We start from the raw sequence: 20,324 nt of genomic DNA, 5'->3' as shown, positions 1-20,324 counted from the left end.
GCCGGACCCGCGGTCTCAGACCTTCGCCGGCTCCTTGGACCCGTCCGCGTGCTGCTCCGGCACGCCGCCCGGCACCGCGTCGGCGTCCGCCGCGTGGCCGTCCGGGCTCAGCGTGCGCTCGTCGAACGGGAGGCGGCCGGCGAGCACTTCACCCACCCTGGCCTTGTCGATCTCCTTGGTCCAGGTGCCGACCAGGACCGTGGCCACCGCGTTGCCCGCGAAGTTGGTCAGTGCCCGCGCCTCGCTCATGAAGCGGTCGATGCCGACGATCAGGCCGACGCCGTCCACCAGTTCGGGGCGGTGCGACTGGAGGCCGCCGGCCAGCGTCGCCAGGCCGGCACCGGTCACGCCCGCCGCGCCCTTGGAGGCGATGATCATGAAGACGAGCAGCGAGACCTGCTGGCCGAGGGAGAGCGGGCTGCCCATCGCCTCCGCGATGAACAGCGAGGACATCGTCAGGTAGATGGCGGTGCCGTCGAGGTTGAAGCTGTAGCCGGTCGGCACGGTGATGCCGACGACCGGCTTGCTGACGCCCAGGTGCTCCATCTTCGCGATCAGCCGGGGCAGCGCGGACTCGGAGGAGGAGGTGGACAGGATCAGCAGGAACTCCCGGCCCAGGTACTTCAGCAGGGAGAGGATGTTGACCCCGGCGATCAGGCGCAGCAGGGTGCCGAGCACGACCAGGACGAACAGCAGGCAGGTCACGTAGAAGCCGACCATGATGACGGCGAGCGACTTCAGCGCGTCCACGCCGGTCGCGCCGACCACCGCGGCCATCGCGCCGAACGCGCCCACCGGCGCGGCCCACATGATCATCGACAGTACGCGGAACACCAGCCGCTGGAGGTGCCCGATGCCGCGCAGTACGGGCTCGCCGGAGGCGCCCATCGCCTGGAGGCCGAAGCCCACGAGCAGCGCCACCAGCAGCGTCTGGAGCACCTCTCCGTGGGTGAGGGCCGAGACCAGCGTCTCCGGGATGATGCCCAGCAGGAAGTCCGTGGTCGACTCGGCGCCACCCTTGGTCTGGGCCTGTCCCGCGTGCCGCAGCGACTCGGTCAGGTGCAGGCCGGAGCCCGGCTCCAGGATGTTGCCGACGACCAGGCCGATGCCCAGCGCGACCGTGGACATCACCAGGAAGTAGCCCAGGGCCAGGCCGCCGACCGCGCCGACCTTGGCGGCCTTGCGGACCGAGCCGACGCCCAGCACGATCGTGCAGAAGATCACCGGCGAGATCATCATCTTGATCAGGTTCACGAAGCCGGTGCCCAGCGGCTTCAGCCCGACGGCGAAGCCGGGGGCGGCGAAGCCCACGGCGATGCCGGCGAGCACGGCGACGATCACGGCGATGTAGAGGTAATGCGTCCGGTCCCGCTTCTGTCGCGGTGCGGTCTCCTCGGTCGTGCCCCCGGGCGGTGGGGTCTGTGCGGCCACGGCTGACTCCTCGGTCCTTGGTCCTGCGCCGGTCTGCGGCTCTGCAACCCGTATCCGGCCCGTGTCGTGCCGGTACGCGGCCCGTACGCAGAACAGTCCCGGTGACTATGCACGCCGTTGTGGCGCCCGTCACCCTTGCGTGCATTTCGTTCACGCGTCAAGGGACGGGCAGACTGTCGGCCATGCCACGTTCCCGACGGGGGGACCCGCCGCGCAGCGCGCGCCCGGCACCTGGTGCGACGGGCGTGCGCCGTCCGCGCGTCCGGTGGCCGCGCAGCCTGGCCGGGCAGCTGTTCGCCGTGCAGGTGGTGCTGGTGAGCGTGGTGGTGGCGGGGTACGCCGTCTTCGCGTACGTCAGCGCCGGACGGCAGGCCGAGGAGACCGCGCGGCGGCAGACGACGGCGGTGGCCGCCGCGGTCGCCGACGCTCCGGCGGTGGCGCGGGCGGTGCGCTCGGCCGATCCCACCGCGGAGCTCCAGCCGTACACCGAGCGGCTGCGGCGGGACGCCGGGGTCGACTTCATTGTGGTCATGGACACGGCAGGCAAGCGGTGGACGCACCCCGAACCGTCCGCCATCGGCCGCACCTACCTCGGCCGCACCGCCGAGGCCCGGGCCGGCCGGACGTACACCGAGACGCACCGGGGCAGGCTCGGCCCGTCCGTGCGCGTCATCACGCCGGTACGGGACCAGAAGGACGGCGGCCGCATCGTCGCCCTGGTCAGCTCCGGCATCACCGTCGAGACGATCAGCGACGGGCTGCGGCAGGAGGTCATGGCGCTGGCCGCCGTCGCGGCCGGGGTGCTCGCCCTGGGCGGACTCGGTACGTACCTCGTCAACGCGCGCCTGCGCCGGCACACCCACGGCATGAACGCCGAAGAACTGAGCCGCCTGCACGATTACCATGAGGCGGCGCTGCACGCGGTACGCGAGGGGCTGCTGATGCTGGACGGGGAGCGGCGGGTGGCGCTCCTCAACGACGGGGCCCGCGAACTGCTCGGACTGAGGGGCGACCCCCTGGGACGGCCCGTCACCGGCCTCGGCCTGCCCGCGCCCCTCACCGACACCCTCCTGTCCCCCGCCCCCCACACGGACGAACCCCACCTCACCGACGACCGGGTGCTGGTCGTCAACACCTCGCCGGTCTCCGGCGGCGAACGGCGCGGCACCGTCGTCACCCTCCGCGACCACACCGAACTCCAGGCGCTCTCCGGCGAACTGGACTCCGTACGCGGCGTCACCCGGGCGCTGCGCTCGCAGGCGCACGAGGCCGCCAACCGGCTGCACACCGTCGTCTCCCTCGTCGAACTGGGCCGTACGGCCGAAGCCGTGGAGTTCGCCACCGCCGAGCTGGAGCTGGCCCAGGCCCTCACCGACCAGGTCGTCGGCGCGGTCGCCGAACCCGTCCTCGCCGCCCTCCTCCTCGGCAAGGCCGCCCAGGCCAACGAGAGCGGCGTCGAACTCGTCCTGACCACCGACAGCCGTATCGACGACGGTGTCCTGCCGGCGTCCCTGCCGCCGCGTGACCTGGTCACGGTCCTCGGCAACCTCCTGGACAACGCGATCGAGGCGGCCCCGGAGGGTGCCCGGGTGCGGGTCACCGCGCTGGCCGACGGCGGGGAACTGCTGCTGCGGGTGGCGGACAACGGCGGCGGCGTGCGGGGCGTGGCGGACGCCGAGGACGTGTTCCGGTGGGGGTGGAGCACGAAGGGCGGCGCGGGCCGCGGGCTCGGGCTGGCGCTCGTCCGGCAGGCCGTCCGGCGGCACGGCGGGACCGTGCGGGTGGGCGAGGCACCCGGGGGCGGCGCGGAGTTCACGGTGCGGCTGCCGCTGCGGGCCGGGGACACCGCGGCCGGAGCGGGCAGCACCGGATGAACCTGCCAGGTCCGCAGACCACGGCACCGCCGCTGCGGGTGCTCGTCGTCGAGGACGACCCCGTGGCGGCGGACGCGCACGCGCTGTACGTGGGCCGCGTGCCCGGCTTCACCGTGTCGGGGACGGTGCGTTCCGTCGCCGGGGCCCGGCGGCATCTGGACCGGCACGGTGTCGATCTGATCCTGCTGGACCTGGTCCTGCCGGACGGGCACGGCCTGGCGTTCGTACGGTCGCTGCGGGCGGCCGGGCACGCCGCCGACGTCATCGCCGTCACCTCCGCGCGTGACCTGGCCGTCGTCCGGGAGGGCGTCTCGCTCGGCGTCGTGCAGTACGTGCTGAAGCCGTTCACGTTCGCCACGCTGCGCGACCGGCTGCTGCGCTACGCAGCCTTCCGCGCGGCCGCCGGGGAGGCCAGCGGACAGGACGAGGTGGACCGGGCGATCGCGGCCCTGCGCTCACCGCGGCCCGCCGCGCCACCCAAGGGACTGACCTCGGCGACCCTGCGCGTGGTGACCGACGCGCTGCGCGCCGCCCCCGGCGGTCTGAGCGCCACCGCGGCCGCCGAGGAGACCGGCATCTCCCGTATCACGGCCCGCCGTTACCTCGAACACCTCGTCGACACGGGCCGCGCCGCCCGCTCCCCGCAGTACGGCCAGGTGGGCCGTCCTGAATTGCGCTACCGCTGGATGGGGCATTGACCTCCCCTTACCCCTGTCTTACGGTCACCGGGCAGCCTGCCGTGGCTAGTTGGAGGTCATGCCGTGCGCCGCACCGCTCCGATGGCTCTGCTCACCGCCGCCGTGCTGGCCGCAGGCACGCTCACCGCCTGCGGCGGCGGCTCGGGAGGCGACAAGAACACCCTCAAGGTCGCGTTCATCAAGGACACCAACAACAAGGTGACGGTCCGGGACGATTACGTCGAGATGGTGGCCCGCGCGTTCGAGAAGGCCAACCCGGGCAAGAAGGTCGAACTGATCCCGATCCAGGCGTCCGAGAACGATTACTACGCCAAGATCCAGCAGATGATGCGCTCCCCGAAGACCGCCCCCGACCTGGTCTACGAGGACACCTTCCTGATCAACTCCGACATCACCGCCGGGCTGCTGCGCCCGCTGGACGACTACATCGCCAAGTGGGCGGACTGGAAACAGTTCGAGCCGGCCGCGAAGGCCGCCGCACGGGCGCAGGACGGCAGGACCTACGGCGTACCGGACGGCACGGACACCCGCGGCCTGTGGTTCAACAAGAAGATCTTCAAGAAGGCGGGGCTGCCGCAGAACTGGCAGCCGAAGACCTGGGACGAGGTGCTGGACGCGGCCCGCACCATCAAGCGGAAGGTCCCCGGCGTCATCCCGCTGAACGTCTACACCGGCAAGGGAGCGGGCGAGGCCGCCGTCATGCAGGGCTTCGAGATGCTGCTGTACGGCACGGGCAGGGACCAGCTCTACGATCCGGCGACGAAGAAGTGGGTCACCGGCAGCAAGGGCTTCCGGGACAGCCTGGAGTTCCTGCGCACGGTCTACAGCGAAAAGCTGGGACCCGACGTGTCCGACGCGCTCAGCCCCAACATCCAGACGAACGTCGCCACCGAGCTGATGCCCGAGGAGAAGCTCGCGATCAACCTGGACGGCTCGTGGCTGGGCCAGCAGTGGCAGCCGAAAGGCGGCGGCAAGCCGTGGCCCGGGTGGCCGGCGGTGCTGGGCCGGACGGCGTTCCCCACGCAGACCGGCGCGGCGCCCGGCCGGGTCAGCCTGGCGGGCGGCTGGACCTGGTCCGTACCGCGGCAGTCCCAGAAGCCCGACCTGGCCTGGAAGCTGATCGAGACCTTCCAGACGCAGCGCAACGCGCTGGAGTGGTGTGTGCGCGGCGCACAGATCGCCGTACGCAAGGACGTGGCGGCGGACCCCGCGTACCTGAAGTCCCTTCCGGGCATCGACTTCTTCACCGACCTGGTGAAGGTCAGCCGGTACCGGCCCGCACTGCCCGTCTACCCCAAGGTGTCGGCGGCGATCGGCGAGGCGATGGAGGCGGTCACCTCCGGTGACGCCACCCCGGAGAAGGCGGCCCGGGACTACGACGAGCAGCTGAAGTCCATCGCGGACGGACAGGTCGTCGCCAAGCCATGAGCCGCGCCGCCACCCCGGCCACCGCGTACGGCACGGCGGGCCGCGGCGCCCGGTCCCGCCGTACCGCCCTGCTGCGCTGGTCACCGCTGGCCCCCGCGACCCTCCTGCTGCTGCTCTTCCTCGCCGGGCCCATCGGCTACTGCGTCTGCATCGCCTTCACCGACATGCAGCTGACCGGCCAGGAGTCCACCTCGTTCGTGGGCCTGGACAACTTCCGGCACGCCTTCGGCGATCCCGCCTTCCTGAACGCCGTCGTCCTGACGCTGGTCTTCACCCTGATCTCGTCGGTCCTGGGCCAGAACACCCTGGGCCTGGCGCTCGCCACGCTGATGCGGCGCGCCTCCCGGGCCGTCCGTACGGTCACCGGCGCGGTCGTCCTCACCGCCTGGGTGCTGCCGGAGATCGTCGCGGGCTTCCTGCTGTACACGTTCTTCGAACGGCGCGGCACGCTCAACGCGATCCTGGACTGGCTCCATCTGCCCGCCCAGAACTGGCTGTTCACGCTGCCCATCCTGGCCGTGTCGTTCGCCAACGTCTGGCGCGGCACCGCCTTCTCGATGCTGATCTACTCGGCCGCGCTCTCCGAGGTCCCCCAGGAGGTCACCGAGTCCGCCGAGGTGGACGGGGCGAACGGCCGGCAGCGGCTGTGGCACGTGACGCTGCCGATGATCCGCCGTTCCATCGGCACCAACCTGATGCTCAACACCCTCCAGACGCTCTCCGTCTTCGGGCTGATCTGGGCCATGACCCGCGGCGGCCCCGGCAGCCGCAGCCAGACCCTGCCGGTGTTCATGTACGACCAGGCGTTCCTGAAGTCGCTGATCGGTTACGGCACCGCCGTCGCCCTGCTGCTGCTCGTGGTGGGCGCCCTGTTCTCCGTCGTCTACCTGCGCCTGCTGCGCGAGGAGGTGTGACGCGGTGCGCGCCCGGTCCGCCAAGCCCCTGCTGACCCGCCGCACCCGGCGCCGTCTCGCCGCCGACGCGGCGCTGCTCGCCGTGGCCGTCGCCTTCGCCGTACCGCTGGCCTGGCTGGTGCTCTCCTCGCTGGACACCGGGGCGACGCTGCGGGTCCGTGTGCCGGGGTCGCCGTCGCTGGACAACTTCTCGGCGGTCCTGACGGACGAGATCACCTTCACGCCGATGCTCAACAGCCTGGTGCTGTGCGGCAGCGCCAGCGCCCTGACGGTCGCCTGCGCGGCCCTGGCGGCCTATCCGCTGTCCCGCTACCGCTCCCGGTTCAGCCGCCCGTACCTGCTGACCGTCCTGTTCTCCACCTGCCTGCCCATCACCGCGATCATGGTCCCGGTGTACGCGCTGTACGTACAGGTCAACCTGATCGACACCGTGTACGGCACCGCGCTGTTCCTCGCCGCCTCCCAGCTCCCCTTCGCCATCTGGCTGATGAAGAACTTCATGGACGGCATCCCCCGCGCCCTCGAAGAGGCCGCCTGGACCGACGGCGCGTCCTGGTTCCAGACGCTGTGGCGGGTGATCCTGCCGCTGATGGGGCCGGGCGTCACGGTCGTGACGATCTACACCTTCGCCATCATGTGGGGCAACTTCTTCGTCCCGTTCCTGCTGCTCCTGACCCCCGAGCAACTGCCCGCCTCGGTCAGCATCTTCACCTTCTTCGGCAACTACGGCGCCATCGCCTTCGGCCAGCTGGCGGCCTTCTCGATCCTGTACTCGACGCCGGTCGTCCTGCTGTACGTGCTGATCTCGCGCCGGCTGGGCGGCGGGTTCGCGCTGGGCGGCGCGGTGAAGGGCTGACCCGTCCCCTCCCGGAGGAGGAACCGTGCGACCGAGACCCACCGCAGTGCTCCGTTCCCTGGCCGCGCTGGCCACCGCCGCGTCGGCCGTCCTGGCCGCCGCGCCGCCGGCCGGCGCCGCCCCGGACACCGGTCCGTCCCGTACGGCCGCCGCGACGGCGGTCCGCGGCGGCAACGTCCTGTACAGCGCGTCCGGCCGCTGCACCGTCGGCTTCAACGCCACCAAGGCCGGCACCTATTACGCGATCATGGAGGGCCGGTGCGTGGGCGGCGCCCGGGACTGGTACGCCGACGCCGCCCGTACCGTCCACGTCGGCGTCACCGAAGCCGTGCGCTTCCCCGGCGAGGACTACGCCCTCATCCGCTACACCGCCCCGGCCGTGACCTACCCGGGCGAGATCGACCTGGGCGGCGGCCGGTTCCTCGACATCACCGGCGCGGCCCGGCCCGCGGTGGGCCAGTCGGTGTGCCTGGCCGGGCCCTCGACGGGCACGCACTGCGGGCGGGTGCGCGCCGTGAACGCCAGCGTCAGCTACCCGGAAGGCACGGTGTCCGGACTCGTCCAGACCTCTGCCTGCTCCGAGCCGGGTACGACGGCGGGCCGCCCCGCCGTCTCCGGCAGCACCGCGCTCGGCCTCGCCGTGGGCGGCACCGGCAACTGCGCCTCCGGCGGCAGCACCTACCTCCAGCCGGTCGTCCCGGCCCTGCAGGCGTACGGCCTGACCCTGCACTGAGCGTCCACGGTCCGAGCGGCACACCCGCGCCCGTCCCCGCGGGCGCGGGTCACCTGCAGTACCAGTCGGCCGGCACGCCCAGCGCCGTCCGCGCCCAGTGGCCCTGCCGGCTCAGCTCGCAGATCGACTTGGCCGCGTCGGCCACGACGATGTACCACTCGCGGACCGTACCGTCCGCGCTGCCGCTGACCAGGGCCCGGCTGTCGGGCCAGAACGACAGGGACAGCACACTGCCGGTGTGCCCGGAGAGCACGGCCGACGTGCGGCGGCCGGCCAGGTCCCACAGGCGTACGGTGTCGTCGTCCCCGCCCGAGGCCAGGGTGCGGCCGTCCGGGCTGAACGCCAGCGAGGCGACGCTGCTGGAGTGGCCGCGCAGCGTGCCGCTCATCCGGCGCCCCGGTACGTCCCACAGCTGGACGTCGTGGTCCGTGCCGGACGTCGCCAGGGTCTTCCCGTCCGGGGCGAAAGCGGCGGCGAAGATGGGGTAGGAACGGCCGGCGAAGCGGGCGGTCTCCCGGAGATCCGCCACGTTCCACAGCCGGACGATGCCCCGGTTGGCGGCGTTCTCGGTGACCGCCAGGGTCTCGCCGTCCGGAGCGAAGGTGACGGTGGACCCGCTGCCCGCCAGCTTGCGCTCGGCGATCCGGCGGTGGCCGGCCACGTGCCACAGGAACAGGTTGTGGTCGTCCCCGACGGTGGCCAGCACCCGGCCGTCCCGCGAGAAGGCCGCCTGGCGGACGGTGTTGGTGTGCCCGCGCAACGTGGCGAGCAGCCGGCCGGTGTGCGCGTCCCACAGCCGGACCGTGCGGTCGGCGTGCACGGACGCGAACACGTCGTTGTTCGGCGAGAACACCAGGCTCATGATCACCCCGGGCGGCGCGTCGAGCGTCCGCAGCGGCCGCGGCCGGTCCGCCGACCACAGCGTCAGCTCGCTGCCCGCGGCCGCGATGATCCGGCCGTCCGGGGACACCGCGACCGAGGTGATCGCGCTCTGCCGGCCGCCGAGCGTCTCCCGCCCGCCCCCGGCGGCGCGCCACAGCCGGACCGTGCCCGTGTCGTCGTCCGAAGGCGCGGCCAGGACGGAGCCGTCCCGCGCCCAGGACAGCGCGCTCGCCGACTCCACGCGCGCCGTGAACTTCTCCCGCGCGTGCCGGGCGTTGACGTCCCAGAGCCGGACGATGCCGTCGTAGCTCGCGACGGCGAGCGTGCGGCGGTTCGGCTCCCAGGCCAGGGCCGTGATCCGGTCGGCGGTCCCGGTCAGCTCGCCCGCTCTGCGGCGCTTCGCGACGTCCCACAGCAGGACCGTGCGGTCGCCGCCCCCGCTGGCCAGGGTGCGGCCGTCCGAGTCGAAGGCCAGCGCGAACACCGGCTGGACGTGTCCGGTGAGCGTGGCCAGCGGCCGGTGGGTACGCGCGTCCCACAGCCGGACCGTACGGTCGTCACCGGCCGACGCCAGCACCTTCCCGTCCGGCGAGAAGGCCACCGCCGTCACGTTGCCGGCGTGCCCGGTCAGGTCGGCGGCCCGGCGCAGCGAGGGCACGTCCCACAGCCGTACCGCGTCACCCGTACTGCCCGACGCGAGGGCACGGCCGTCGTGGGAGAAGGACAGCGAGACCACCCGGCCCGAAGGGCCGTCCAGCACACCGATCCGGCGGCGCTGGGCGACGTCCCACACCCGGACGCTGCCGTCGTCCCCGGCGGTCGCGAGCGTCCGGCCGTCCGGGCTGAAGGCGAGCGCGTACACCGGGCCGGTGTGGCCGATGAGGGTTCCGCGCATCCGGCCGGTGGCGGTGTCCCACAGCTTGACCGTACGGTCCACCGAACCGGTGGCCAGCGTACGGCCGTCCGGGCTGTGGGCCACCGCGTTCACGACGCCGGTGTGGCCGGTGAACTGGTTGGCGCGGTGGGCGGCGTAGGCGCTGAGCAGACTGCCCCGCGCCTCGGCCGTCTCCGCCTGCCGGTAGCCGTACAGCGCGGTCAGCGCCGCCGCCTGGGGCTGCTCCCGGCGCAGCTCGCCCGCCTCCGCCGCGTACTGGCGGGACACCGCGATCCGGCGCTGCGCCTCGGCGTCCGCCCGCTGCTCGAAGGCGATGCCCGCCGCGATCAGGGCGAGGACCAGGAGGGCGCCGAGCGACGCGGTGAGCCAGCGCGCGCGGCGGCCCCGCCGCCGGTCGGCGCCGGTGGCGCTGCGCAGGAAGTCCCGTTCCAGGGCGTTGAGGGCGGCGCCGTGCAGCCGCGCCCAGGTCTGCGCGCCGGCCAGCTGCGCGCCCCGGTACAGCGCGCCCGCGTCCCGGCCCAGTTCGTGCCACGCCTCGGCGGCGGCGGTGAGCCTGCGGTGGGTCCGCAGCGCCTCCCGGTCCTCGTCGAGCCAGTGCCGCAGCCGGGGCCAGGCCCGGATGACGGCCTCGTGGGCGACCTCGACCGTGCCGTCGGACAGCACGACCAGCCGGGCCGCGGCCAGCTTGCGCAGCAGCCCGTCGATCTCGTGCGGATCGGCCAGGCCGTCCAGTTCGCGGCGGGCCAGCCGGCGCCGGGTGTCCTCCGTCCCCTCACCGAGCGCGGTCAGCCGCAGGAACACCGCCCGCATCACGTCCCGCTGCCGGGGCCCGGCCTCGTCGTACATTCGCTCGGCGGTCTGCGCGACGGCGCCGCGCATCCCCCCGGTGGCGCGGTAATCGGCCAGCCGCAGGCTCTCCCCACTGCGCCGGTGCCACGCCTCGCGCATCGCGTGCCCGACCAGCGGCAGCGCCCCCGGCTGGCCGGCCGCCTCGGCGAGCACCGCCTCCACCAGGTCCGCGTCCACCTGGACACCGGACCGGACGGCGGGCTCGGCGATGATGTCCCGCAACTCGGCGCGGCTCGGCGGCCCCACGGGCAGCTGGGCGGCCGTACGCAACACGGCGACCAGCCCCGGGTGCACGAAACAGCGCGCGTAGAAGTCCGCCCGGATGCCGACGGCGAGCCGGATCCGCCGGTCCCCGGAACGGGCCAGATCGGCCACCGCGCCGAGGAAGGCGGTGCGCTCGGCCTCGTCGGCGCAGAGCGTGAAGGCCTCCTCGAACTGGTCGATGACCAGCAGCGCACGCGCGGTGTCCGGCCGCGCGGCGAGCCAGGTGCGCAGGGCGAGGTCGAGGGCGGCGGGGTCGTCGTCCAGGCGGCGGAGGAGGGGGGTTGTGGGGGCTTCGGGGGGTGGGGTGGGGATTTCGGAAGTGGGGGTGGGGGCTTCGGGGGTCGAGGTGGGGGCTTCGGGGACGGAGGCGGGGTGTTCGCCCGTACGCGCGTCCTCGGCCGTACCCGCGCCCTCTTCCGCACCCCCGGCAGCACCTTCCTTCCCCGCACCCTCCGCAGCCCCCACCGCCACAGCCGCCTCCCCCACCGCCGGGACGGTGTCGGCGGCCGGGCTTCCGCCGCCGTCCGGTGGTTCCTGTTCCGCCACCAGGCGGGCTACCGCTGCCGCGAGGGCGCCGAGCGGCCGTGCGCCGGGGGTCAGCAGCACCGGGTGCCAGTGCGCGCCGAGGTGGGGCAGCAGTCCGGCCCGCAGCAGGGAGGACTTGCCGCTGCCCGAGGCGCCGAAGACGACGGTGAGGGCGTGCTGTTCGACGCGTCCTGACAGCTCTTTGGCGAGGGTCGCGCGGCCGAAGTACTCCGCGGCGTTCGCCGCTTCGAAGGCGGCCAGGCCCGGGTACGGGCACCGCGGCGTGACCGGTTCGTCGTCGCCCGCCCCGGCGGCGGCCCGCCACCGCGCCTCCCACTCGGCCCGTTCCCCGCCGCACGCCTGGGCGTAGGCGAGCACGACGTCCAGCGTCGCCAGCCGCTCGCCCTTGGCCGCCTCCGCCAGTGTGCTGGCGGAGTAGTGCGCCGTTTTGGCGAGCGTGCGGTAGCTCGGCGTCCCGGCCTGCTGCCGCAGCTGCCGCAGTTCCCAGGCCAGCCGCTCGACCGGCCCGGCCTGCGGGTCCACCGGCCGTTCGGGCCGTCCCAGCCGGGGTTTGTGCTGCCCGCCCCCTGCGATAACCCGCCACCTTCTTCCTGCGCCGGGGCCGCCCCCGCGGCCCGGTCTCCCATTGTCCGGCTTGTTCGTCCCTGACGAGCCGCACTTTCGGACAACTCCGCGGCGGGGCACAGTCGTGGTCTCCAGCGCCGTCGGGGTGGCGAACGGGGGTGGTGCGAGTACCGTGCGTCCTCGCGCCGCGGCGCCCCCGGCGGGCCGGACGTACGGAGCGCGGCCGTAGCTTCCTACGACTTCGCGTCCTGTACCTCCGCACCATAGGTACGCCGGTGCCGCCGCCCCTACCGTGGGCCGGTGACCACGCACCCCACCGGCGGCCCGCCCGGACCACCGTTCGACGCCTCGGCGGCACGGCGGCTGCGCGAGGCGCTCGGCATGACGCACGCGCATGTCGCGTACGGGATCTGGGCGGCGTACGGGCTGCGGGTCCTGCCCGCGGCCGTGGCCGCCTGGGAGCGGGGCGAGGCGTCCCCTTCGGAGGCGGAGCTGTCCGCGCTGGCCGGGGCCCTGTGGTGCGCGCCGGGCGAACTGCTCGCGGCGCCGCGGACCTTGCGCGAACACCGGCTCGCGCGCGGTCTGGCAGCGGAGGACCTGGCGCTGCGCATCGGGATGGAGCCCGCCGCGTACGCGCGGATGGAGGCGGCCGGGACCTGGGCCGGCAACGACCGGCAGGCGGCGGATCTGGCCGCGGCGCTGCGGCTGCCGTGCCGCGCGCTGGTCCGGCTGACCGGCCGGGACGGAAAGCTAACCGAGCTGCTGCACAGCGCCGCGACCACGCGCTGGCAGGCGTACGTACGGCCGGTCACCAAGCTGGTCCCGCTGCCGAAGCCGCGCGTACAGGCCGCCCTCCAGGGGCTGCACGGTGACTACCAGGGGCTGATGGCCGCCTCGCTGAACTGGGGCGGCGGCGGGAGCGCCGACGCGTCGGGCCATGCCGGGCAGGCGTTCCTCGATGGCATCCTGGAGACGTTCTGGGCGCGCGCCGGCGGCGGCTGACCGCGTCCGGCCTCGACGGCGGGGAGGGCGCGGATGGACGGGACGGCGGGAGCGGCGCGTACGGTGGCCGGACCGGGCGTCACGGCGGACTTCTGGTTCGACCCCGTCTGCCCCTACACCTGGATCGCCGCGCAGTGGATACGGGAAGTGACCCGGGTCCGACCGGTCCGGGTGCGCCTGCGGCTGATGAGCCTCCAGGTGCTCAACGAGGGCCGGGAGGTGAACCCGGAGGACCCGGACGGTGAGTGGCGCGCGTACCTGTGGGCGCCGGTGCGGGCCTGCGCCGCGGTGGAACAGCGGTACGGGCCCGAGGCGTTGGACCGCTTCTACCAGGCGCTCGGCGTACGGCTGCACCATCGGGGCGAGTGGGACGGGATCGAGCGCGCGCTGTCGGACGCGGGGCTGCCGCGCGACGTGGCCGCGGCGGCGTGGACCACGGAGTACGACGCGGTGATCCGGGCCTCGCACGCGCGCGCCGTCGCCCTGGTCGGCGAGGACGTCGGAACGCCGGTCGTCGCGGTGGACGGGGCGGCCGGAGCGGGCGGGACGGCCGGAGTGGCCTTCTTCGGTCCGGTGGTCTCCCCCGCGCCCCGGGGCGAGGCGGCGGGGCGGCTGTGGGACGGTGCCCTGAAGATGGCGTCCGTACCGGGCTTCTTCGAGCTGCGCCGCCCGGCCGCCGCGGAGCCCGACTTCGGTCCCGAGCCGCCCTCCGGAGGCTCCGCGCACGTCGGCCATAAGTCGGACGCCCGTCCCTCCACGGGATGACGGACCCCGCCCGGGTCGGACTTCCGGCCGGTGCGGCTTTCCCCTCTCCGGGCTGAGGCATCGGGGCCCCCGCCCGGCCGAGAATGGGACAGCACCACTCACCCGGCTCTCAGGGCCCTCCGGCCCCGCGGAGCCGGGTGTTCCGCCGGGGCCCCGTGTGCCCCGCGGCCCGTCCGTCCCCTTCCCAGGAGTTCACCCGTGTCCCACGCGGCCGCTTTCCCCGCCCCCGCCCGAGCCACCGCGGCCGTCGCCGCCCGTGCCACGGACCTGAGCAAGGTCTACGGGGCGGGCGAGACCCGCGTGGTCGCGCTGGACAACGTGTCCGTCGAGTTCGGCCGGGCCCGCTTCACCGCCATCATGGGCCCGTCCGGTTCCGGCAAGTCCACGCTGATGCACTGCATGGCGGGCCTGGACTCCATATCCTCCGGCTCCGCACGGATCGGGGACACGGAGCTGACGGGGCTGAGCGACAAGCACCTGACCCGGCTCCGCCGCGACAAGATCGGCTTCATCTTCCAGGCGTTCAACCTGCTGCCGACGCTGACCGCGCTGGAGAACATCACGCTGCCGATGGACATCGCCGGCCGCAAGCCCGACCGGGACTGGCTGGACCGCGTCGTATCGACGGTCGGCCTCTCCGGGCGCCTCAAGCACCGGCCGTCGCAGCTCTCCGGCGGCCAGCAGCAGCGCGTCGCGGTGGCCCGCGCGCTGGCCTCCCAGCCGGAGATCATCTTCGCCGACGAGCCGACCGGCAACCTCGACTCCCGCTCCGGCGCCGAGGTGCTCGGCTTCCTGCGCGAGTCCGTACGGGCGATGGAACAGACCGTCGTCATGGTCACCCACGACCCGGTCGCCGCCGCCTACGCGGACCGGGTGATCTTCCTCGCCGACGGCCGCATCGTCGAGGAACTGTACGAACCGACCGCCGACGCCGTCCTGGACCGGATGCGGCTGTTCGACGCCAAGAACCGTACGAGCTGACGCCCGCCGCCGACACCTCACCCCAGGACTGACACCACCACCATGTTCCGAACCGCCCTGCGCAACGTGCTCGCGCACAAAGCCCGCCTGATGATGACCGCGCTCGCGGTCCTCCTCGGCGTCGCCTTCGTCTCCGGCACCCTGGTCTTCAGCGACACCGTCGGCGAGGCCGTCAAGAAGGCTTCGGCCAAGAGCTTCAAGGACGTCGCCGTCTCCGTACAGGCCACCTCGGGCGAGGTGCCCGAGGACCCGGAGGCCCGCCGCACCACGCTGCTGACCGACCGGCTGGCGGACCAGGTCCGCTCGCTGCCGGGCGTGGCCGCCGTCCACACCAACGTCAGCGGCCGCGCCACCGTCGCCGACAAGGACAACCAGCCGATCGGCAACGACTGGCAGAACGTGGCCACCAACTACCAGCCGGGCGCGGACGGCAAGGACAGCCGCTACCCGCTCGTCCAGGGCCGCGGCCCCGCCTCGGCCGGTGAGATGGCGCTGGACGAGGGCACCGCGAAGAAGAGCGGCCTGAAGGTCGGCGACAGCGTGCGCTTCGCCACCGACGGACCGGCCCTGCGCAAGAAGCTCGTCGGTGTCGTCCACTCCGAGGACCCGCAGGTCACCGCGGGCGGCAGCCTCGCGCTGTTCGACACCACGACCGCGCAGAAGCTGTTCGTGCACCCCGGCCAGTACGACGAGCTGGTGGTGGCCGCCAAGCCCGGCACCGACGAGAAGGCGCTGACCGCCGCGGTCGAGAAGCTGCTGCCGAAGGACCGCGCGACGGCGACCAGCGGCACCGTACTCGCCGCCGAGCAGGCCAAGAGGGTCGAACAGGGCAACCAGGCGATGAGCAAGACGCTGCTGGTGTTCGCGGGCATCGCGCTGTTCGTCGGCATCTTCATCATCGCCAACACCTTCACCATGCTCATCTCCCAGCGCAGCCGCGAGATCGCGCTGATGCGGGCGATCGGCGCCTCCCGCCGCCAGGTGGTGCGCTCGGTGCTCGCCGAGGCGGGCCTGCTCGGCCTCGTCTCCTCGGTCGTCGGATTCGCGCTCGGCACCGGTATCGCGGTCACCATGCGCGCGGTGCTGAACGCCAACGGCGCGGGCTTCCCCGACGGCCCGCTGGTCATCAGTCCGAACGCCGTACTGTCCGCGCTGGCCGTCGGTGTGCTGGTGACCGTACTGGCCGCCTGGCTGCCGTCCCGCAAGGCCGCGAAGATCGCCCCGGTCGAAGCGCTGAACACCGTGGACGCGCCGCCCGCGCTGCGCAGCATGGTGCTGCGCAACGTCATCGGCGCGATCGTCACCGCCCTCGGTGTCGCGGTGATGCTCTACGTCTCCACCCTCAAGGACGCCGAGGACATGATGATCCCCATGGTGGGCTCGGCGCTCACCCTGGTCGGCGTCATCATCCTGGCGCCGCTGCTGTCCCGGCCGCTGGTCGCCCTGACCGGCAAGGTCACCACCCGGATCTTCGGCGTCAGCGGCAAGCTGGCCAAGGAGAACGCGCTGCGCAACCCGCGCCGTACCGCCGCCACCGCCTCCGCCCTGATGATCGGCCTCACCCTGATCACCGGCATGACGGTCGCCGGCGTCTCGGGACAGCGGGCCTCGGACGAGATGGCCGCGCAGGGCCTCACCGCCGATTACCAGGTCAGCACGGCCAACTTCCGCGGGCTGGACCCGGCGTTGACGAAGAAGGCCGCCCACCTGCCCGGCGTGACGGCTGCGGTGCCCATCCGCTCGGCCGCCTTCGAGACGGACGGTGGCAGCGGCTACGGCCAGCTCACCGGCACCGACCTCGCGCACCTCGACCAGGTCACCGACCTCACGTTCCGCAGCGGTTCGCTGGACGCCGTACGCGACGGCGGGGTCGCGGTCTCCCGCAGCCGGGCGGAGAAGCTGGGCTGGAAGCCGGGCGAGACCCACGAGGTCGGCTTCTTCACCGGCACGGAGAAGAAGGAGAAGGCCCGGCTGAAGGTCGCCGCCGTCTACGAGGACAACGCCACCGTCGGCGACATGTTCGGCGCCACCGCGCTGGTCGACCCGCACGTCAAGCCCCTCAAGGACGAGAAGGTCCTGGTCAAGACCGCCAATGGGCCCGAGGCCGGGCTGGAGAAGGAGATCCGCAAGGTCCTCGGCGACAGCCCGCTGCTCAAGGTCCAGGACAAGGACGACCTGCGCAAGGAGAACGCCGGCCAGATCGACATGGTGCTGAACATGGTCTACGGACTGCTCGGCATGGCCGTGATCATCGCGGTGGTCGGTGTCGTCAACACCCTGGCCATGTCGGTCTTCGAACGCACCCGGGAGATCGGGATGCTGCGCGCGATCGGCCTCGCCCGCACCGGCATCAAGCAGATGGTCCGCCTCGAATCGGTCGTCATCTCCCTGTTCGGCGCGGTGCTCGGCATCGGCGTGGGCGTCTTCCTCGCCTGGGCCGGCGGCAAGATGGCGGCCTCCTCGATGCCGACGTACGAAATGATCCTGCCGTGGGACCGGCTGGGCATCTTCCTGGCGATCGCCCTGGTCGTGGGCGTCCTCGCCGCCGCCTGGCCGGCCCGCCGCGCCGCCCGCCTCAACATGCTGGAGTCCATCGGCGCCCAGTAGCCCTCCCGAAGGCGGTCCCCCTCCCGCCCGTCTGCCCCGTCCCTTTTCCCCAGGGACGGGGCAGGCGCTTTTCCGGTGCCGGCAGGCCGTGCCGGACGACGGGGTTCGCCCGCCCCGAACGGGCAACTCGCAGCCGTATGGCAGTCGAATCCTCGTCCGAGAAACCCACCGGTCTGACCGCTCACTCGTGGTGGGACGTCCTGCGGCGTACGGCCAAGGAGTTCGTGGACGACGAGCTCGCCGACCGTGCCGCGGCGCTCACGTACTACGGGGTGCTCTCCCTCTTCCCCGCGCTGCTGGTCCTCGTCTCCCTGCTCGGGGTGATCGGGAAGTCGGCGACCGACGCCGTGCTCGGCACTCTCGAGGCGATCACACCGGACGCGGCGCAACAGATTCTGCGCGGCGCCGTGCGCCAGTTGCAGAACGGGCCCGGCACGGGCAGTGTGCTGGCCGTCGTAGGGCTGCTGGCCGCGCTGTGGTCGGCCTCCAGCTACATCGCGGCCTTCATCCGTACCGCCAACGCCGTCTACGACCTGCCGGAGGGGCGGCCCGCGTGGAAGACCCTGCCGCTGCGGCTCGGCGTGACGGTCGTGCTGATGGTGCTGCTGGCCACCAGCGCGGTGATCGTGGTCTTCACCGGCCCGCTGGCCCGGCAGGCGGGCCGCGGCCTGGGCATCGGTGACACCGGACTGGCGGTCTGGTCGGTCGCCAAGTGGCCCGTGCTGGTCCTGCTCGTGGTGCTGATGATCACCATCCTGTACCGCGCCACGCCCAACGTACGGGGCCAGGGTCTGCGGTGGCTGACCCCCGGCAGCTTCCTGGCCGTCCTGCTGTGGCTGGCCGCCTCGGCGGGCTTCGCGCTCTACGTGGCGAATTTCGGCTCGTACAACAAGACGTACGGCACCCTGGCCGGCGTCATCGTCTTCCTGGTCTGGGTGTGGCTGTCGAACCTGGCGGTCCTGCTGGGCCTGGAGTTCGACGCCGAGCTGGCCCGGCAGCGGGCGATCACCGAGGGGCACCCGCCGCGGGAGGAGCCGTACGTGGAGCCGCGGGACACCCGTAAGTGGCCGGACCGCCTGCGGCTGCCGCGCCGGCGCCACCGTACGGACCCGGAGCCGGTCCCCGGCGGTCAGGACACTGCCCCAAAGAGGTGAGCGTCTGCACCACCGCCGCTCCAGCGGGTACCCCTGTCCTTCCGGAGCCCCACCCACGGCGCGGACCCGAGCGCCTTCGAGTGCTAAGGAAACCGAGAGCAGTGACAGACGTAGCAAACCAGGGACCGGCACCCGGCGACGACCGCCCGGTGCTCACCAACCGGCAAGGCCACCCGGTCTACGACAACCAGAACCAGCGGACGGTCGGCGCGCGCGGACCCGCCACGCTGGAGAACTACCAGTTCCTCGAAAAGATCAGCCACTTCGACCGGGAGCGCATCCCGGAGCGGGTGGTGCACGCTCGCGGCGTGACCGCGTACGGCTACTTCGAGAGCTACGGGAAGTGGGGCGACGAGCCGGTCGGCCGCTACACCCGGGCCAAGCTGTTCCAGGAGGCCGGCAAGCGCACCGACGTGGCCGTACGGTTCTCCACCGTGATCGGCGGCCGGGACTCCTCCGAGGCGGCCCGCGACCCGCGCGGCTTCGCGGTGAAGTTCTACACCGAGGACGGCAACTGGGACCTGGTCGGCAACAACCTCGGCGTCTTCTTCATCCGGGACGCCATCAAGTTCCCCGACGTCATCCACGCCCTCAAGCCCGACCCGGTCTCGCACGAGCAGAAGCCGGCCCGCATCTTCGACTTCATGTCGCAGACGCCGGAGTCGATGCACATGCTGGTCAACCTCTTCAGCCCGCGCGGCATCCCGGCCGACTACCGGCACATGCAGGGCTTCGGCGTCAACACCTACAAATGGGTGAACGACGCCGGTGACACCGTCCTGGTCAAGTACCACTGGCTGCCCAAGCTGGGCGTGCGCAGCATGACCGAGGAGGACGCCGCCGCCGTCCAGGCCGGGGAACTGGGCCACGCGACCAAGGACCTGTACGAGGCGGTCGGCCGCGGCGACCACCCCGAGTGGGAGCTGGTCGTCCAGATGATGGACGACCACGACCATCCGGAGCTGGACTTCGACCCGCTGGACGACACCAAGACCTGGCCCGAGCAGGACTTCCCGCCGAAGCCGGTGGGCCGGATGGTGCTCGACCGGATGCCGGAGAACTACTTCGCCGAGAACGAGCAGATCTCCTTCGGCACCGGCGTCCTCGTCGACGGCCTGGACTTCTCCGACGACAAGATGCTCGTCGGCCGGACCTTCTCCTACAGCGACACCCAGCGCTACCGCGTCGGCCCGAACTACCTCCAGCTCCCGGTCAACCGCGCCAAGCACGCCCCCGTGCACACCAACCAGCGCGACGGTCTGATGGCGTACGAGCAGGACCGGCACGGGCAGAACCCGGAGGTCAACTACGAGCCGTCGATCACCGGGGGCCTGCGGGAGGGCAGCTATCCGACCCACGACGAGCAGGGGCCGGAGATCCGCGGCCGGCTCACCCGCAAACGCATCCCGCGCACCAACGACTACCTCCAGGCGGGCCAGCGCTTCCGCCTCATGGAGGACTGGGAGCGCGACGACCTGGTGAAGAACTTCACCGATCTGATCTCCCAGACCGACCGTGCCGTCCAGGAGCGGATGGTGTGGCACTTCCTGCTGGTCGAGAACGAGCTCGGGCTGCGCGTCGGCGAGGGCCTGGGCATCGGCCCGAAGGACGTCGCCCACCTGGAGCCGCTGGCGGGCCAGAACCTGACGGACGAGGACCGCGAGCGGCTGTCGCGCCTCGGCGAGAACCCGCCGCGGGACGTCTCCGGGCTGACCATGACCCACTGCGTACCCGACGCGCGGCATACCGTCGCCTCCTGAAGGGCACGGGTGTACGCACGGACGACGTCCCGGGGGGGGGGGGGGGGGGGGGGGGGGGGGGGGGGGGGGGGGGGGGGGGGGGGGGGGGGGGGGGGGGGGGGGGGGGGGGGGGGGGGGGAGG

The 20,324-nt window shown here is 72.8% G+C and carries 14 protein-coding genes; 12 read left to right on the top strand and 2 right to left on the bottom strand.

What is annotated here, in order from left to right:
- Positions 1–15: 15 nt before the first annotated feature.
- Positions 16–1,431: a cation:dicarboxylate symporter family transporter gene (locus ACZ4Z1_RS12420; protein WP_468486521.1), complete on the bottom strand. Its 1,416-nt coding sequence runs from the start codon at positions 1,429–1,431 to the stop codon at positions 16–18.
- A 245-nt stretch (positions 1,432–1,676) separates the two neighbouring features.
- Between ACZ4Z1_RS12420 and ACZ4Z1_RS12415 the strand changes: the two genes are divergently transcribed.
- From ACZ4Z1_RS12415 to ACZ4Z1_RS12390, 6 genes are all read left to right on the top strand, one after another.
- A complete protein-coding gene (locus tag ACZ4Z1_RS12415; protein ID WP_468486520.1) occupies positions 1,677–3,305 on the top strand; it encodes a sensor histidine kinase in 1,629 nt (542 codons plus the stop codon).
- Complete coding sequence (locus tag ACZ4Z1_RS12410; RefSeq protein WP_468486519.1) at positions 3,302–4,003, top strand: response regulator; 702 nt, start codon at positions 3,302–3,304, stop codon at positions 4,001–4,003. Before ACZ4Z1_RS12415 ends, ACZ4Z1_RS12410 begins: the two co-directional genes overlap by 4 nt.
- Before the next feature lie 63 nt (positions 4,004–4,066).
- Positions 4,067–5,431, top strand: a complete 1,365-nt coding sequence (locus ACZ4Z1_RS12405) for an extracellular solute-binding protein (RefSeq protein ID WP_468486518.1) — start codon at positions 4,067–4,069, stop codon at positions 5,429–5,431.
- On the top strand, positions 5,428–6,345 hold the full coding sequence (locus ACZ4Z1_RS12400; protein WP_468486517.1) for a carbohydrate ABC transporter permease: 918 nt from the start codon (positions 5,428–5,430) through the stop codon (positions 6,343–6,345). Before ACZ4Z1_RS12405 ends, ACZ4Z1_RS12400 begins: the two co-directional genes overlap by 4 nt.
- Positions 6,346–6,349: 4 nt before the next feature.
- Entirely contained in the window at positions 6,350–7,201 is an 852-nt protein-coding gene (locus ACZ4Z1_RS12395; RefSeq protein ID WP_468486516.1) for a carbohydrate ABC transporter permease, read from the top strand.
- Positions 7,202–7,226: 25 nt separating this feature from the next.
- Positions 7,227–7,934 carry a S1 family peptidase gene (locus tag ACZ4Z1_RS12390; protein ID WP_468486515.1) on the top strand — a complete coding sequence of 236 codons (708 nt, stop codon included), beginning with the start codon at positions 7,227–7,229 and terminating at the stop codon, positions 7,932–7,934.
- A 49-nt stretch (positions 7,935–7,983) separates the two neighbouring features.
- On the opposite strand, the gene ACZ4Z1_RS12385 is transcribed toward ACZ4Z1_RS12390, so the two are convergent.
- Positions 7,984–11,892 (bottom strand): nSTAND1 domain-containing NTPase, encoded by a 3,909-nt coding sequence (locus tag ACZ4Z1_RS12385; protein WP_468486514.1) that lies wholly within the window; start codon positions 11,890–11,892, stop codon positions 7,984–7,986.
- 342 nt (positions 11,893–12,234) lie between these two features.
- Between ACZ4Z1_RS12385 and ACZ4Z1_RS12380 the strand changes: the two genes are divergently transcribed.
- From ACZ4Z1_RS12380 to ACZ4Z1_RS12355, 6 genes are all read left to right on the top strand, one after another.
- A complete protein-coding gene (locus ACZ4Z1_RS12380) occupies positions 12,235–12,936 on the top strand; it encodes a helix-turn-helix domain-containing protein (RefSeq protein WP_468486513.1) in 702 nt (233 codons plus the stop codon).
- Positions 12,937–12,969: 33 nt separating this feature from the next.
- A complete protein-coding gene (locus ACZ4Z1_RS12375; RefSeq protein ID WP_468486512.1) occupies positions 12,970–13,701 on the top strand; it encodes a mycothiol-dependent nitroreductase Rv2466c family protein in 732 nt (243 codons plus the stop codon).
- Between the two features lie 198 nt (positions 13,702–13,899).
- Positions 13,900–14,682: an ABC transporter ATP-binding protein gene (locus ACZ4Z1_RS12370; protein ID WP_468486511.1), complete on the top strand. Its 783-nt coding sequence runs from the start codon at positions 13,900–13,902 to the stop codon at positions 14,680–14,682.
- Positions 14,683–14,724: 42 nt separating this feature from the next.
- On the top strand, positions 14,725–17,289 hold the full coding sequence (locus ACZ4Z1_RS12365) for an ABC transporter permease (RefSeq protein WP_468486510.1): 2,565 nt from the start codon (positions 14,725–14,727) through the stop codon (positions 17,287–17,289).
- 137 nt (positions 17,290–17,426) lie between these two features.
- On the top strand, positions 17,427–18,443 hold the full coding sequence (locus ACZ4Z1_RS12360) for a YihY/virulence factor BrkB family protein (protein WP_468486509.1): 1,017 nt from the start codon (positions 17,427–17,429) through the stop codon (positions 18,441–18,443).
- A gap of 101 nt (positions 18,444–18,544) precedes the next feature.
- Positions 18,545–20,203: a catalase gene (locus ACZ4Z1_RS12355; protein WP_468486508.1), complete on the top strand. Its 1,659-nt coding sequence runs from the start codon at positions 18,545–18,547 to the stop codon at positions 20,201–20,203.
- Positions 20,204–20,324 lie beyond the last annotated feature (121 nt).

This window comes from Streptomyces sp. NPDC030165, from assembly GCF_055573595.1.
The sequence above is the reverse complement of the archived record's forward strand: the minus strand, read 5'-3'. Positions and strand labels throughout refer to the sequence as shown.